Source organism: Anaerolineales bacterium (assembly GCA_019637805.1).
Lineage (GTDB): Bacteria > Chloroflexota > Anaerolineae > Anaerolineales > UBA11579 > JAMCZK01.
The window spans coordinates 53,941-70,173 of sequence record JAHBVB010000001.1; the positions used below are offsets into that span (position 1 = coordinate 53,941).

At 59.4% G+C, this 16,233-nt stretch carries 13 protein-coding genes; 5 read left to right on the top strand and 8 right to left on the bottom strand.

What is annotated here, in order from left to right; genetic code table 11:
• Window positions 1-10: 10 nt before the first annotated feature.
• From eno to KF885_00245, 4 genes are all read right to left on the bottom strand, one after another.
• Window positions 11-1,312: a phosphopyruvate hydratase gene (gene eno, locus KF885_00230; GenBank protein MBX3047582.1), complete on the bottom strand. Its 1,302-nt coding sequence runs from the start codon at window positions 1,310-1,312 to the stop codon at window positions 11-13.
• A 1-nt stretch (window position 1,313) separates the two neighbouring features.
• Window positions 1,314-2,960 carry a CTP synthase gene (locus KF885_00235; protein MBX3047583.1) on the bottom strand — a complete coding sequence of 549 codons (1,647 nt, stop codon included), beginning with the start codon at window positions 2,958-2,960 and terminating at the stop codon, window positions 1,314-1,316.
• A gap of 111 nt (window positions 2,961-3,071) precedes the next feature.
• A complete protein-coding gene (locus tag KF885_00240; GenBank protein MBX3047584.1) occupies window positions 3,072-3,422 on the bottom strand; it encodes a roadblock/LC7 domain-containing protein in 351 nt (116 codons plus the stop codon).
• A gap of 85 nt (window positions 3,423-3,507) precedes the next feature.
• Complete coding sequence (locus tag KF885_00245) at window positions 3,508-3,795, bottom strand: hypothetical protein (protein MBX3047585.1); 288 nt, start codon at window positions 3,793-3,795, stop codon at window positions 3,508-3,510.
• 145 nt (window positions 3,796-3,940) lie between these two features.
• Between KF885_00245 and KF885_00250 the strand changes: the two genes are divergently transcribed.
• Together KF885_00250 and ahcY are read left to right on the top strand one after the other, a co-directional pair.
• Window positions 3,941-4,906, top strand: a complete 966-nt coding sequence (locus tag KF885_00250; protein ID MBX3047586.1) for a carbohydrate kinase family protein — start codon at window positions 3,941-3,943, stop codon at window positions 4,904-4,906.
• A 29-nt stretch (window positions 4,907-4,935) separates the two neighbouring features.
• Window positions 4,936-6,198: an adenosylhomocysteinase gene (gene ahcY / locus KF885_00255; protein MBX3047587.1), complete on the top strand. Its 1,263-nt coding sequence runs from the start codon at window positions 4,936-4,938 to the stop codon at window positions 6,196-6,198.
• A gap of 61 nt (window positions 6,199-6,259) precedes the next feature.
• On the opposite strand, the gene KF885_00260 is transcribed toward ahcY, so the two are convergent.
• A complete protein-coding gene (locus KF885_00260) occupies window positions 6,260-7,255 on the bottom strand; it encodes a hypothetical protein (protein MBX3047588.1) in 996 nt (331 codons plus the stop codon).
• A 129-nt stretch (window positions 7,256-7,384) separates the two neighbouring features.
• Between KF885_00260 and pth the strand changes: the two genes are divergently transcribed.
• Both pth and mfd read left to right on the top strand, forming a co-directional pair.
• On the top strand, window positions 7,385-7,999 hold the full coding sequence (gene pth, locus KF885_00265; GenBank protein ID MBX3047589.1) for an aminoacyl-tRNA hydrolase: 615 nt from the start codon (window positions 7,385-7,387) through the stop codon (window positions 7,997-7,999).
• 40 nt (window positions 8,000-8,039) lie between these two features.
• Window positions 8,040-11,447, top strand: a complete 3,408-nt coding sequence (gene mfd, locus KF885_00270; protein MBX3047590.1) for a transcription-repair coupling factor — start codon at window positions 8,040-8,042, stop codon at window positions 11,445-11,447.
• Window positions 11,448-11,525: 78 nt separating this feature from the next.
• Here the strand turns inward: mfd and KF885_00275 are convergent, their stop codons facing one another.
• The gene (locus KF885_00275; protein MBX3047591.1) at window positions 11,526-12,269 is read right to left on the bottom strand and encodes a YceI family protein; all 744 of its coding nucleotides are present in this window, start codon (window positions 12,267-12,269) and stop codon (window positions 11,526-11,528) included.
• 137 nt (window positions 12,270-12,406) lie between these two features.
• On the opposite strand from KF885_00275, the gene KF885_00280 reads away from it, so the two are divergent.
• The gene (locus KF885_00280; GenBank protein ID MBX3047592.1) at window positions 12,407-13,681 is read left to right on the top strand and encodes an oligosaccharide flippase family protein; all 1,275 of its coding nucleotides are present in this window, start codon (window positions 12,407-12,409) and stop codon (window positions 13,679-13,681) included.
• Here the strand turns inward: KF885_00280 and KF885_00285 are convergent.
• Entirely contained in the window at window positions 13,671-14,273 is a 603-nt protein-coding gene (locus KF885_00285) for an acyltransferase (GenBank protein ID MBX3047593.1), read from the bottom strand. The two genes, KF885_00280 and KF885_00285, sit on opposite strands and share 11 nt — an antisense overlap.
• Complete coding sequence (locus KF885_00290) at window positions 14,251-16,233, bottom strand: hypothetical protein (GenBank protein ID MBX3047594.1); 1,983 nt, start codon at window positions 16,231-16,233, stop codon at window positions 14,251-14,253. The genes KF885_00285 and KF885_00290 overlap by 23 nt, the downstream gene beginning before the upstream one ends.

A 16,233-nucleotide genomic window follows, 5' to 3' on the forward strand; every position in this document is an offset into this window, starting at 1 on the left:
CAGTCTTTATTCATAACTGCTTCAGGTTCAACGCGCTCCACCCAGCATACTGCGCCTTATCGCCTAGCTCTTCTTCGATGCGCAGCAGCTGGTTGAACTTGGCCGTGCGGTCGGAGCGCGCAGGCGCGCCGGTCTTGATCTGGCCCATGCGCAGCGCCACCGCCAGGTCGGCGATGGTGCTGTCCTCAGTCTCACCGGAGCGGTGCGAGCTGACCGTGCCCCAGCCGGCATCCTGACACAGCTTGACGGCCTCGATGGTCTCGCTCAGGCTGCCGATCTGGTTGACCTTGACCAGCAGCGCATTGCAGGCCTGCTCGTCGATCGCCCGGCGCACGAATTTCGGATTGGTCACCAGCAGGTCGTCGCCCACCAGCTGTAGGCTGTCGCCCACCGCGGCGGTCAGCGACTTCCAACCGTCCCAGTCTTCCTGGGCCAGGCCGTCTTCGATCGAAACGATCGGGTATTTCTGCGTCCACTCGGTCCAAAAGCCGACCATCTCCGCGCTGCTCAGGCGGCGGCCTTCTTTGCGCAGGTGGTAGTCACCCTTGTCTTCATCAAATAGCTCGCTGGTCGCCGGGTCCAAGGCGATGCTGATCTGCTCGCCGGGCTGGTAGCCAGCCTTCTCGATTGCCTGCAAGATCAGCTCGATGGCCTCCTCGTTGCTGCCCAACGCCGGGGCGTAGCCGCCCTCATCGCCCACCAGCGTGCTGAAACCCTTCTCCTTCAGCACGCCGCGCAGCGTGTGGTAGACCTCAACACCCCAGCGCAAACCTTCACTGAAGCTGGGCGCGCCTAGCGGCATCACCATGAATTCCTGAAAGTCGGTGGACTGCCAGCCGGTGTGCGCCCCGCCGTTCAATATATTCAGCATCGGCGCCGGCAGCAGCACGGCCTCCTCGCCGCCCAGCCAGCGGTACAGCGGCTGGCCGGCGGCCGCCGCGGCGGCTTTGGCCGCCGCCAGGCTCACGCCCAGCACGGCATTGGCGCCCAGGGACGCCTTGTTCGACGTCCCGTCCAGCGCCAGCAGGGCTGCATCCAGCCCGGCCTGGTCAGCTGTATCGGCGCCCTTCAACCCAGCCGCAATTGCCCCGTTCACGTTGGCCACCGCCTTGGAGACGCCTTTGCCCACATAGCGGCTCTTGTCGCCGTCGCGCAGTTCCAGCGCTTCGTGAATACCGGTGGAGGCGCCAGAGGGCACCGCCGCCCGGCCAAAAGCGCCGCCTTCCAGGCGTACGTCCACTTCAACGGTCGGGTTGCCGCGCGAATCCAGGATCTGGCGGGCGTGAATGGATTGGATCTTGGTGGAAGTCATCTTAGTTAATCTCCGCTTTCATGGGGATGCTTTCGGCAAGCACGCCGGCCTTGTGGGCCACGGCTTGTAAAAAGGCGATGAACAGGGGGTGCGGCCGCGTCGGGCGCGAGAGGAACTCGGGGTGGAACTGGGTACCTAGCATAAAGGGATGCTCGGCCAGTTCCATAATTTCGACCAGGCGGTTATCCGGCGAGATGCCGGAAAAGCGCACACCGCGCCCTTCAAAGGCGTCCCGCGCAGCATTGTTGAACTCGAAGCGGTGGCGGTGGCGCTCGCTGACCGTCTCGGCAGCATAGGCGCGCGCCGCCAGGCTGCCGGGCTGCAGCTGGCAGGGGTATACCCCCAGTCGCATAGTGGCGCCCTTGTCGGCCAGGTCGCGCTGGTCGGGCATCAGGTCGATCACCGGGTAGGCGGTCTTCGGGTCGAACTCGGTGGAATTGGCCCCCGCGTGGCCCAGGGCGTTGCGGGCGAACTCGATCGCCATGACTTGCATGCCCAGACACAGGCCAAAATAGGGCACGCCCTGCTCACGCGCATGCTGGGCGGCTTGGATCTTGCCCTCAATGCCGCGGTTGCCAAAGCCGCCAGGCACCAGCACGCCATCGGCGGCGCGCACTTCCTCCCAGCCATTGCCCTTTTCCAGCTCCACGGAATTCACCCAGTCGATCTCTACCTGCACGCCAACCGCCAGGCCGGCGTGGTACAACGACTCGCGCACGCTCATGTAGGCATCGTGCAGCTCCACGTATTTGCCCACCAGTGCCACGCGCACCACCGGCTTGCTGGCCCGCGCCTGGGTCACGATCTCCCGCCACTGCGACAGGTCGGGCTTGCGGCGCGGCCTAAGGCCCAGGCTCTTCACAATATAGTCGCCCACGCCCTGCTGCTCCAGCAGCAGCGGTACTTCGTACATCACATCTGTGGTGGGCATCGGCACCACCGCCTGCGGGTCCACATCGCAGAACTGGGCGATCTTGTTGGCCAGCTCGGCGGGGATCTCGCGGTCGGCGCGCGCCACGATCATATTGGGCGAAATGCCCAGGGCGCGCAGCTCGCGCACGGAGTGCTGGGTCGGCTTGGTCTTCAGTTCGTCCGTGGCCGAAATATGTGGCAGCCAGGTGGTGTGGATATAGAAGGTGTTCTCGCGCCCGGCTTCGCTGCGCATCTGGCGCAGCGATTCAATAAAGGGCAGTGACTCGATATCGCCCACTGTGCCGCCCACCTCCACCAGCACCACTTCGGCCCCGGTCTCCTTGGGCACCAGGCCAATGCGGCGCTTGATCTCGTTGGTGATGTGCGGGATAACCTGGATCGTGCCGCCCAGGTAATCGCCGCGCCGCTCTTTGGCGATCACATCGGCGTAGACCTGGCCGGTGGTCACGTTGCACACCCGGCTCAGGTTCTCGTCCACGAAGCGCTCGTAATGGCCCAGGTCCAGGTCGGTCTCGGCCCCATCATCCAGCACAAAGACTTCGCCGTGCTGGTAAGGGCTCATCGTGCCTGGGTCCACGTTAATGTAAGGATCTAGCTTCTGGATGGCCACCTTCAGGCCGCGCTCTTTGAGCAGGCGGCCGATCGCCGCGCAAGTGACGCCCTTGCCCACCGAACTGACCACGCCGCCGGTTATAAAAATATATTTAACAGTCATTGTGCTCTCCACTTGTTCTCATGGCAGGGGAGTTAAAAGACATCGGGGAGGGGTGTTGACAGGGACCCCTCCCCGAGGCGTTGATCAGATGGCAGGGTGGAACGGCGTACTCTACGACACATAGGCAAGCAGATCCGCCGCGGCGCGGCGCATTTCCAAAAAGATGATACCCAGCTTGGATTCGTTGCGGGAAAGCGCCGCCAGCACTGCGTCGCGGCCCACGGCAGTCAGCAGCACCAGACCCTGGTCGCCGCGGATGTAGACTTCCTCAAATTCGCCGCGTTGCAATTCTACAGAGATGCGTTCGCCCAGGCTCAGCATGGCGGCAGACATGGCCGCAATGCGCTCTTCACTGACTTCGGCCGGCAGGGCCGAGGCCAGCGACAGACCGTCGGCGGTGACCACCGCCGAGCCGAGGATGTCGGGAGCTGCGGCTTGCAGCTCTCGCAGGCGATGTATCATTTCAGTCGCGCGCGTTTCAGCCATCACTCGGTTGGTTTAGTCTACCATATCGGTCAAGCGCAGCCCTATCCGGCGGGAAGGCAGGCTACTCTTCGCTCTGCTCCACCGCCCTCAGCAGGGCTTCTTCCTCCAACGTCAGCAAATACTCTTCTTCGATAGTGCGCGCCGGGCGCAGGATCAGGTAGATCAGCACCCCGGGGATAAACAAGACCACTGGAACCAACACCGCCAGCGTGCGGCGCAGCGGCTGGCTGATACGCGCTTGGGCGTCTCTCCAGGTCCAATACACCAGGCTGGCCCACAAGGCCAGCAGGAAAGCGGCCCCCCATACAGAGAGCGCCCCCGCCAGAGTGCCCAAGCTTTGCAAGTCCATAGGCTCATTATAGTGGCTTGTCCCCACGGTTGCCCATTTTGACATTCTGTTGGGCATATAGTACACTTCGCCTCGCTTCGCAACCCGTCAGAACGGGAGGACGCTCTCGCCGAGAGCGTCTTTTAGTGTGGCGAGAGAAAACTTGATGGATATTCTTGTTACCGGTTCAGTCGCGTACGACTACCTGATGACCTTCCCCGGTCATTTCAAAGAGCACCTCCTCCCCGAACATCTCGAAAAGATCAGCCTCTCCTTCCTGGTAGAGAGCCTGGTGCGCCGCCGTGGCGGCATCGCCCCCAACATCGCCTATACCTTGGCGCTACTGGGCGGGCGGCCGCGCGTGCTGGCCACCGTGGGCGAAGACTTTGCCGACTACCGCGCCTTCCTCGAAGAGCACGGTGTGGACACCGCCAACATCCAGGTGGTGCCGGGCACCTACACCGCCTCGTTCTTCGCCACCACAGACCGCTCCAACGCCCAGGTGGCCAGCTTCTACCCCGGCGCCATGGCCCATGCCGGCGAGCTCTCCCTGCACGAACTGCAAGGGCCGCGCCCAGAAATGGTGATCGTCTCCCCCAACGAGCCCGGCGCCATGCAGCGCTATATCGACGAATGCAAAGCGCTGAGCATCCCCTATATCTACGACCCCAGCCAGCAGATCATCCGCTTCGAAGGTGATGTGCTGCGCGCCGGCGTGGAGAGTGCACACGCCTTGTTCGCCAATGAATACGAGTTTGAGCTGATCAAGGACAAGACCAAGATGTCTGCCGATGAGATCCTCTCACACCTCAAGTTCATGGCCATCACCATGGGTCCTAAGGGCGCCCTGGTGTATGTGGACGGTGAAGAAAAACCGGTCGAGGCTTTCCCCACCGAGCACATCGTAGACCCCACCGGCGGCGGCGATGCCTTCCGCGGCGGCTTCCTCACCGGGTACCGCATGGGCTTGGATTGGGACATCTGCGCCCAGATCGGCTCCTTAGCGGCCACCTACTGCCTGGAAAACGAAGGCCCGCAGGCCCACCACTTCACCCCGCAGCAGTTCCTCTCCCGCTACGAAGAGTTTTACAAAGACGCCAGCGCGCTGCATGCGCTGATCCCCAGTCATTGATCCGCACGTTATAAGGAATGGAGTAAATCATGGAAAAGTTCGATATCAAAGACGCTGGCTTGGCCGAAGGCGGCCGCCGGCGCATTAACTGGGCCGAGCGCGAAATGCCGGTGCTGCGCACCATCATGGAGCGCTTCGAAAAAGAGAAGCCGCTCAAGGGTCTGCGCCTCTCCGCCTGTTTGCATGTCACCGCCGAGACCGGCAACCTGGCCCGCGTCCTGCAGGCCGGCGGCGCCGATGTGGTGCTGGTGGCTTCCAACCCGCTCTCTACCCAAGACGACGTGGCCGCTTCGCTGGTGGCCCACGACGAGATCCCCGTCTTCGCCATCAAGGGCGAAGACAACGCCACGTACTACAGCCACATCGGCGTGGCGCTGGACCACAAGCCGCACCTGACCATGGATGACGGCGCGGACCTGGTCAGCGAGCTGCACAAGAACCGCCGCGAGCTGCTTGAGACCATCGTGGGCGGCACCGAAGAGACCACCACCGGCGTCATCCGCCTCAAGGCCATGGCCGCCGACGGCGCGCTGGAATTCCCCGTCATCGCCGTCAACGACGCCATGACCAAGCACTTCTTCGACAACCGCTACGGCACCGGCCAGTCCACCATCGACGGCATCATCCGCGCCACCAATGTGCTGCTGGCGGGCAAGACCTTCGTCGTGGCCGGTTACGGCTGGTGCGGCCGCGGCCTGGCCGACCGGGCCCGCGGCATGGGCGCCAACGTGATCGTGACCGAGATCAACCCCATGCCGGCTCTCGAAGCCGTGATGGATGGCTTCCGCGTGATGCCCATGGCTGAAGCGGTCAAGATCGGCGACATCTTCTGCACGGTCACCGGCGATATCAATGTACTCGACAAGCACCATTTCGAAGCCATGAAAGACGGCGCTATCGTCTCCAACTCCGGCCACTTCAATGTGGAGATCAACATCGACGCGCTGGAAAAGATGGCCACAGACAAACGCTTAGTGCGTCCTTTCGTGGACCAATATCAGCTGAAGGATGGCCGCCAGATCCATATCCTGGGTGAAGGCCGCCTGATCAACCTGGCCTCCGCCGAAGGCCACCCGGCCAGCGTGATGGACATGTCCTTCGCCAACCAGGCCCTGGCCGCCGAATACATGGCCCGCAACGCCGACAAGCTGGAGAACAAGGTCTACTCCGTGCCGGAAGACATCGACAAGGAAATTGCCCGCATCAAGCTCGAAGCCATGGGCATTCACATCGACGTGCTCACTCCCGAACAGGAGAAATACCTCAACTCTTGGGAAGAAGGCACGGTCTAACCCGAAGCTATATACAAAAAAGACGCCGCACTCCGTGCGGCGTCTTTTATTTCACAAGGTATTAGCCTCCATCATCTTGGTCGTAAAAATCCACCACTTTGGGCGGTGATTTCTCGACAATCGTACTGAAGAAATATCGCGCCTCTTCATAGCTACCATCATGTCCTTGATGACCAATCGCCGGATGGACGCGCAAACCAAGCCATCCCTTCTTCTTGGTATAGCTCTGAACCAATGGCAAAGTGTCCTCACCAAAAGGGTTTGAACGATCATATTGATTCTGGATCAGAAAGAGTGGGGGCAAAGCTTCTGCGCGTTCTGCTTCCAGGCATACATCTGGCAGGCCTCTAAACTCAAGGTCATCAGGGTGCGCCAGGGCAGTGTAACTCGTTTCAATCCCGCGTTTATAGTATTCGGCAGCCTTTTTCTTCAGATCTATGATTGGGGTCATCGTGTAAATTCCATCCGCCTGATACTTAATACCATGATACAAAGCAGCGAACCCACCCATGGAGGTTCCTAAAGTAAACCAGTGAGAGGGGTTTCGTTCTGCTTGGACTTTCCTGATTAAGGCATTTGTCAGCTTCTCAACATGGTTATCACCCTTTTCCCCCCAAAACCAACTCCCCAGATTTTTATAACCATAACTATCCAACGGCAACAAAAGATCAAACTGCCTCCAGCTGTAGCGAATATCCTCAATCTCAAAGCCAAGATAGCCATGAAATATCGTGATCAGGCCCTTTGATTCAGCCAAGGCGGGAAAGAGAGCATAACGCATCGTATCGCCACTAGCATGCTGATAAATCAAAGGAAACTGTGTACTACGATCTTTGCTTGCTTCGCTCTTTTTGGCTTGTCCACTCCGCTTGCGCGCATAATCTCTAATGGATGTAATCCCCGGCGCCAGAAGGAGGTCGGGGTCCGCCCCGGCCAAAGGAAAGGGGATATCTGCCTTTTTGCGAGGGTACAGGCTCTTTACCGCGCGTTGAAGCCCTAAAATACGCAGCTTATTCCACAAACGTCGCAAGCGATGTGTGAAAGAAAGTTCATCCATCCGGTTTTTCTCTGTTTCCTTGATATTCTGGAACCTGCTAGAATATCTGTGCAGTTTACCACCCCCGCACCCGCGGCGGTGGCCTAGCGCTTTTAAAAGCTCATATGCATTTTAAGCCTTCGGAGAACCATGTTCTGGCGTAAAAAGAAAGAAATCAACGACAACCCGCCTTTCGTCATCGTCGGCCTGGGCAACCCCGGGCCTGAGTACGCGCTGAACCGGCACAATGCCGGTTTCCTGGCCGTGGACGAGATGGCCCGTCAGCTGGAAACCACCTTCAGCCGCATGCAGTCCGAGGCGCTGGTGGCCAGCGCCCGTCATGGCGAAGAACGCCTGGTGCTGGCCAAGCCGCGCACTTACATGAACCGCTCGGGCAGTGCTGTGCGCGGGCTGCTGCGCTTCTACAAGGCGCCGTTGGAAAAACTGCTGGTGCTCTATGACGACGTCGATTTGCCCTTTGGCAGCCTGCGCCTGCGCGCCGAGGGCGGCTCCGCCGGGCAAAAGGGTATGAAGTCGATCATCGAGAACCTCGGCGGCCAGGACTTTGCGCGCCTGCGGGTGGGCGTGGGCCGGCCCAAGGGCCGCATGCGCACACCCGACCACGTATTGCAAGATTTCTCCCGGCAGGAACGCGAAGAACTGCCCTTCGTGCTGCAGCGCGCCGCCGAAGCTGGCCTCAGCTTTGTCAGTGACGGCATCGTCACCGCCATGAACAAGTACAACGCGCATGAAAGTGATGAGTGATCAGTAAATTAGGGATCCCCAATTACTGATTTCTAAGCACATGGAAGCTTTACTGACCACTATCCAACAGCTGCCCGCCTTCCAGGAACTGGCGGCGCGCCCAGACCGGGCTGGCAAGCTCGGGCTGATCCGCGCCGCGCGCCTGCCGTTGGCGGCCGCCTTGGCCGCAGCCAACGGCCGCCCTGCCCTGCTGCTCACCCAGCGCCGTGACCGGGCGCTGACCTACCTGGAGGAACTCGGCCTCTGGGCGCCGCAGCTCATGCGCCAATATTTTGCCGAGCCCAGCTCGCTGTTCTACGAGAACGCCGCCTGGAGTGAGACGGCCCGCCGCGAGCGCCTGGCCGTGCTGGCCGGTCTGGCCTTGCCCAATCCAGACCTGCCTCCGCCCTTTATCCTTGCCAGCGGTCGCGCCCTCATGGCGCGCACTCTGCCCAAGCCCGACTTCCTGGCAGCCAGCCTTAGCCTGCATAGTGGCAGCCGCCAGGACCCGCTGGCCCTGGCCGAGCGACTGGTGCGCAGCGGTTACGAAAACGCCAGCAGCGTCACCGCCCCCGGCCAGTTCGCCCGCCGCGGCGGCATTCTAGACCTGTGGGCCATGCAAGACCCGCTGCCCATCCGCCTGGAATTCTTTGGCGACGAGGTCGACAGCCTGCGCCGCTTTGAACCGGGCAGCCAGCGCACGGTGGAAGAGGTTGAACTGGCCCAGATCAGCCCAGCCCGCGAATATCTGCTCGATCGCCAGGCCGAGACCGGGCTGGAGGCCAAAGACCTCAACGAATTTCATATTCCCCTGCTGCACGCCGAAACCGCCAGCTTGCTGGACTACCTACCCGTCGACACCCTGGTGCTGGTCGATGACATGGAAGCCTTGCAGGAGCAGATCAGCGACCTGGAAACCCAGGCGCTCAGCATCCGTCAGGAGAATTTGGTCACCGGCCTGCTGACTGAAGCCCATGCCCTGCCCTACCTGACCCTGGACGAGATTCGTGACCAACTGTCCGATCGGCCTTTGCTGGAGTTGGGGCCGGCCGAATCGCTGGAAGAAGCTGACGGCCTGGCCAGCCTGTTTCGCCCTGGGCCGCGCTTTGGCGGCCAACTCAAGCTGGCCATCGACCACATCGAACGCCTGCTGGACAACGGAGAGCAGGTGCATCTGGTCTCGCGCCAGGCACCCCGTCTGCACGACCTCTGGCTGGAGCGCAGCTTCGCCAGCCAGCGCGAAAACCCTCCCATCTTCACCGATGGCACCCTGGGCGACGGCTGGAGCTTGCAGCAGCCCAGGGAGCCTGTGGTGCACCTGCTGACCGATGGCGAGATTTTCGGCTGGGGCCGCCCGCAACCCCGCCGCCAGCCGCGCCCGGAGCGTGAATCCCCCGAGGCGCCCTATGTCGACCTGCAGAACGACGAGTGGGTCGTGCACATTGACCACGGCATCGGCATCTTCAAAGGCCTGGTCGAAGCCAGGATCGAAGGCGTCGCCCGTGAGTTCCTGCGTGTGGAATACGCCGGCGGCGATCAGCTCTACGTACCCGTGCACCAGGCGGACCGGCTGACCCGCTATGTGGGCGGCCGTGGTGAAGCCCCGCTGCTCAGCCGCCTGGGCGGCACGGAATGGCGCAGCTCCAAGGCGCGCGTGCGCCGGGCTGTGGAGGCCATCGCCGAAGACTTGTTGGAGCTCTACGCCCGCCGCGAGATGGCCCAGGGACACGCCTTCGGCCCAGACAGCGCCTGGCAGCGCGAGCTGGAAGCCAGCTTCCCCTATGTGGAAACCGAGGACCAACTGCGCGTGCTGGAAGAGGTCAAGCGTGATATGGAAAGCAGCCGCCCGATGGACCGCCTGGTCTGCGGCGACGCCGGCTACGGCAAGACCGAAGTCGCCTTACGCGCCGCCTTCAAAGCCGTGGCAGATGGCAAGCAGGTCGCCATGCTGGTGCCTACCACCGTGTTGGCCCAGCAGCACTACGAAACTTTCCAGCAACGCCTGGCAGCCTTCCCGGTCACAGTGGATATGCTCTCCCGTTTCCGCACCAGCAGCGAACAGGCTGATACGCTGCGCAGGCTGGCCGCCGGACAGGTGGATATCGTCATTGGCACCCACCGCCTGGTGCAAAAAGATGTGCAGTTCAAAGACCTGGGCCTGCTGATCATTGACGAAGAACAGCGTTTTGGCGTGACCCATAAGGAATATCTCAAGAAGATGCGCACTGAAGTGGACGTGCTCACGATGACCGCCACGCCCATCCCGCGCACCCTATACATGTCGCTCACCGGCGTGCGCGACATCTCCACCATCAGTACCCCGCCGGAAGAGCGCCTGCCGGTGGTCACGCATGTCGGCCCCTATTCGGAGCAGTTGGTGCGCCGGGCGATTTTGCGTGAGCTCGACCGCGGCGGGCAGGCCTTCTTCGTGCACAACCGCGTGCAAACCATTGAGGGCATGCGCCGCCAGCTGACCAAACTGCTGCCAGACCTGCGCATTGCCGTGGCCCACGGGCAGTTACCGGAGCACGAATTGGCCGAGCGCATGGCGGCCTTCACCCGCGGCGAGGTGGATGTCTTGCTAACCACCACCATCATCGAGTCTGGCTTGGATATCCCCAACGCCAACACGCTCATCGTGGACCGGGCCGACACCTTCGGGCTGGCCCAGCTCTACCAGCTGCGCGGCCGGGTGGGCCGCGGCGCCCAGCGCGCCTACGCCTACTTCTTCCGCCACGGCCAGCGCGCCACCACGCAGGAAGGCCGCCAGCGCCTCGATACGATTGCCGAGAACACGCATCTGGGCGCCGGCTTTTCCGTGGCCATGCGCGACATGCAAATCCGCGGCACCGGCGACCTGCTCGGCAACCGCCAGCACGGCCTCATCGCCGCCGTCGGTTTCCATCTCTACACTCGCCTGCTCTCCAAAGCCGTCATGGACCTCAAACGCAGCGGCAAGCTGCCCACCGGCGCTGGCGCGGCGCAGATTAGCCTCTATCACCCCATCATCAATGTGGATCTGCCCATCGAAGTCGGCATCCCCGCCGCCTATGTAGACGACAAGGCCATGCGTTTGAAACTCTACCGCCGCCTGGCAGACATTCACGACCTGAACGAGATCGAAGCACTGGAAGAGGAATTCACGGATCGCTTTGGCAAGCTGCCGGAGGAAGTGCAGAACCTGCTCTACCAGCTCAAAGTGCGTGTGTTGGCCGAGCAAGCCGGGGTCATATCGATCAGCATCGAGAACAAGCAATTGGCTCTGCGCTATCCTCTGCCCGCGCCCAAAGACCCGCCCAAGCGCTACCCCAACCTGGGCGCCGGAGTGCGCACCAGCAAGCATGTCGTCTGGCTGGCGGGCTTGGAGGGAGCAGGCTGGCGCGCCCGCCTGCTGGAGGTGCTCTCCACCCTGGTCGCCTCTCCCCCGCAGACGGAAAAGCGCCCGTTGATGGAAGTTCCTGTTCAATAAAAAACGCCGGCAGAAGCCGGCGCTTTTTATCTTCGTCTTGTTAAGGTGCACAGCCGTGCGCCGTTAACTGCAGGATACCTATTGGGAAACAGCCACAAAGTTCAGTTCCAGAATAACCTGCGGCGACACCGAGGCCACCTGGGGCGGGGTCTGGATCAGCCCCAGACCGAACTGCTCGCGGGCCACTGTGGCGCTGGCCTGGCCACTGAGGCGGGTCTCAGACTCCACGCGAACGGTCACATCAAAGGTCACTTCGCTGACCTGGTCTTTGATCTGCAGGTCGCCCACGACCTGGAAAGTGAACGTGTCGCCCACGGCCACACTTGCCGGCAATCCCAGCAATTGCTTGGGGGTGAAAGTGATGAACTCAAAGGCGCCAGTCTGCAGGATGGCGTTCTGAATGGCGCGGTTGCGGTTGCCGTTGTCGGTCGCAAAAGTGCGTGCATTGACCGTGACCGGCCCCATTTGGGTCGCGGCCGGGTTGGCCGGGTCGATCAGGATCTGGCCCGCCACCTGGCTGGCTACACCAATGACTGTCTTGGGTGACCCACTCAGGATCTCATCAATCAAAAAGCGGGCTTCGGTCTCCGTCTGCACCAGCTCAAAGGTCGTCGCTCCGTCTGCGGCAGCGGACTCTCCGGAACCGCTTTCCACTTCGGTGGGTTGGATCACTTCCGCCTGGGGCAGGGTTGCTTCAATGGGGATAGCGGTGATCTCGCCGCTGGGAGCCGCAGTCGGGCCCAGCACCCAAACCCCCAATGCCGCCATCGCCACCAAAGCAGCGGCAGCCAAGCCGAGTACAACTTTAACAACAGTACGCATGTATTAGTTCTCCAATCAATAAAGGGATTAAACGCATTCAATGTAACAGAGTCGCATTAAGTTCGCATGAATGCTAGCATTTGCGGCTTGTCAATTGTTGCAAAGTATACTTACGTATCAATCAAGGATTTGGCGTTTTGAAAAACATGATGGGACAACTGCACAAGTTGTTGTCAAATGATGTCACCTGGAGCGTGGTCAGCTTGGGCATCATGGCAGTAAGCGGCTTGCTACTGGTGGCGCTCCTGCGCTGGCACAGTGCTGAGACCCTGGGCGTGTTCAACCAGGTGTACGCTGTCTTCATCATCCTCTCACAGATTGGCGTAGGCGGGGTGCAGTTCTCCACACTAAAGCACGTATCGCACGCCAGCGATGATCTATCCGCATGTTGGGAGATCACTCTCAGCGCCCTACTGCTGGTGGCCCTGATCATGCTGCCGGTGGTTGTCGCACTGTGGCTGCTGGCCGAGCCAATCGGCGCGTTCCTCAACAGCGATGCAGTAGCCGTCGGTATCCGCCTGGCTACACCAGGCCTGTTGTTCTTTGGGCTCAACAAAGTCCTAATAAACGTGGTCAACGGCCTGGATAAAATCAAGGCAAACTCGGTCTTCAGAGCGCTGCGCTTCATCTTGCTGCCACTGGTAGTTTTTGTTTTTGTTATTCAAGACCAGCCGGCGGATCAGTTTGCCTTCGCGCTAACCCTGACCGAGATCACAGTTTTTTGCAGCCTGCTGATTTTTGTTTTTGGCCGGCTGCTCAAAGCCCAACCGCTGCGCAATTTTAGGCATTGGCTACACCAACATGTCTCGTTCGGTGCCCGAGGAGTGCTAAGCGGTGTATTGCTCGACCTAAACACGCGGATTGATGTGCTGATGCTCGGCTATTTCACCAGCGATGCCTTGGTCGGCATTTACAGCTTCGCCTCAACATTGGCGGAGGGCTTTGCTCAAATACCCATCGCAGTGCGCTGGAGCATAGACCCCAAGCTGGGACAGCACTTTGCAAAAAGTGAACCCACCGAAATAGAAGAGCTCTCCCGAGTTACTCGGCGGCAACTGTTTCCATGGTCCCTTGCCGCGGGCCTATTGGGAATGGCTGCATTTCCCGCTCTTTCCTGGCTTGTCGACGGCAATGTAGACACCCTAGGTTGGCAACTCTTCGCCATCATGATAGTAGCGGTCACTATCAGTGCCGGCTATCGCTCTTTCGGCGGCATATTGTTACAAGGCGGACGCCCGGAAATGTATACGCTGGTAATCGTGGCGCTAGTGGCTGGCGACGCTCTGATGAATTTGGGCTTCATCCCTTGGTTGGGAGTAACTGGCGCGGCAATCGTAACCGCGACTACTTATCTGCTTGAAGCGTTATACCTGCGACTTGCAGCAAAACGCTTGTTTGCAATCAGGCTTTAGCCGGCTTGCGAGAGCGGATGACTTTGCAGGGCGCGCCAACCGCCACTGAATAGGGAGGAATATCACGCGTGACCACAGAAGAGCTACCGATCACCGAGCCCCGGCCAATACGCACTCCTCGATTGATGACCACATGGTTGCCGATCCAAACATCATCCTCAATGACCACAGGGGCGGTGATCATCCCCTGCTCGCTGATCGGCACATCGGGCTGCGAGAAATCATGGTCTGACGAATTGATGCAAACATAAGCAGCCACTCGAACACCGTCACCCAATGTAACACCGCCATATCCATCTATGTTCACGCCTTGGTTTAGCGAGCAATTCCGTCCCACCTTAACCAGCCATGGAAACCAAATCGTGACTCCATCCGATATGTAAGTGGACTTAATCTCTGCCCCAAATAATCTAATCACGGCAAAACGAAAGAGATTGGAGAAGGGAAAAGACCAGTACTTGAACAGCGAATACAGCAGAAAAAACAACCCGTGCAAGATGTAGTTTCGCGTGTTGGCCATATCAGAGCGGGGTCGAACCTTCCGGCTGAAGTCTGCCTTATTATCCATTTCAATACAACCGCGGCGCGGCATTGATCCGCTCGATTGCATGCGCAAAATCGACCCCTATCGTATCGCAGTACCAAAGTATCGATTCCAAACGTGGTTGGTTATCCCGGTGCACTAACTCCCAAGCCTTATCGCGGGAGAGCACACCTTCCCGGATCAGATTTGAACGCTGCGCGTCGTTCTCGGTAAAACCCGCCATACGATAATAAATGTAATTGTAAAACGAAGCAGTGCCATCACCAATTCGCCAGGTTGTTTCCGTATCGCTGGCCGTTTCCCAATCCAACTCTGCTTGCAACGTCTGCTCGATCTCGGCTTCATCCCAAGGAATGTAGTCATAAAAGATTTCATACTCGTGGGGGATCAGATAGTAAGACACATAGCCAAACAAGGTGTCTGCCACTGAGCTATTAATAAAGGCTGGGTTTAACGCCACTTGCTTGGCGTAATAGAAAACTTGCTGCATTTGGCTGCGCGCCGAGAGATGGTAATGCTTTTGCTTGGAATAATTCTCATTGGTGCCGGTAAAGCCGGACTTGAAGTCTGTACGTTCCAGGGGGTTCATGCTGAACAAGATCAGATCAAGATCCATTTGCTCTTTGAGCATGTTGGCGTAGTAAAAGAACTGTTTATCCCCCGCCATGAACAGCGGAACGGTTCCCAATTCAGGGCGGTGCAGCCAGGCCAACACATTTTTCCGAATATTACGCCGCTTGCCACGTATATCGGCTGAAATCAAAATGTGTTCAATCCCCAGCTCGCCACAAACCCGGTACACATTCCGCCTGGCGAGGTCAGTGACCATCCCCCAATCATAGGTATAGGCCACTGGGTTCATGCCCAACTTGGTTTTCATATAATGGATCGCGTATGAGCTATCCCGCCCGCCACTCAGTGGAGCCAAAACATTGGGGGAATCTGAACCCTTGCGCGGCAGGCTGTCTACTAACTGTTGCAGAGCATCATGCCCCTGGGGTTTATAAGGAGCATAGTTGTGGCAAAAATTGCACACGCCTTCCTGATCGTATTGGATGAACGGGAATGTTTCCGGCAATAGACAGCGGCTGCAACGGCGCAACGCCAATATGGGGCGTTCGTCTATCGCTAGCAGTTTTTCGTAGGCCAACAATTTTCCGCTGTGGTCCGGCCGACGGGGTGCAGCCTCTACGGCTGGGCGCAGGTCAACCAGCTGGCGCGGGCTAGTAGCGTTCAGCTCCACTGTGGGCTGCACATCATCCAGCCCAAACAATTGGGGAGACAAATTGTCATAGGCGATGACATAACCCTCACCGGGGCGAACTTGAACTGGCTGCACGCCTAAAAAGTACTGGGCTACGGCAGAGTGAGAGATAATTTTTTTGAGGATATATTTTTCTGAGGCAAAGATCAATTCCTGGCCTGAGTGACCCAGGGCGAAATACAGCGATCCATTAGTGGTGGCGATCAGAATACCATCCAGGTCCTCACAAGCTAGTGCAATGGAATTAGCGCCTTTGGTCTCCCGAAACGAACGAACCAGGGCTGAAACAGGCAGGTGCCCCTGGGAGCGGAAGTGCTGGAACAGGCTAATCAGCACTTCCGTATCCACTTCGTGTTCGCGGCGGAGCTCTGGGAAACGGGGCCAAATATCGCTATCGTTCACAAAGATACCGTTCTGCAAACACAAACAGCCGCTTTTCAAGACCGGCTGGTTGTTGTCGTGGGTCTCTTCGCTGCCATTGGTTACCATGCGAGCGTGACCAAGAAAGCCGTTCAGCCTTGGGCTGTGCTGCCACAATTCGCGATATTCATGCGTGCGGGACAAATCGCGTCCGCGCACCGGCCGCTTAAGCACGCGGGTTTTTTCGGCATCGATCAAGGCCAGGCCAGAAGCATCTTTGCCGCGCGCCTCCGAAAGCTTCAAGAAGTAATCCGCAACCCGATGATTTTTCGCCTGGTTAAACTCTGAAGTTGTAGTGGTTAAAAAACCGAAGATGCCGCACAT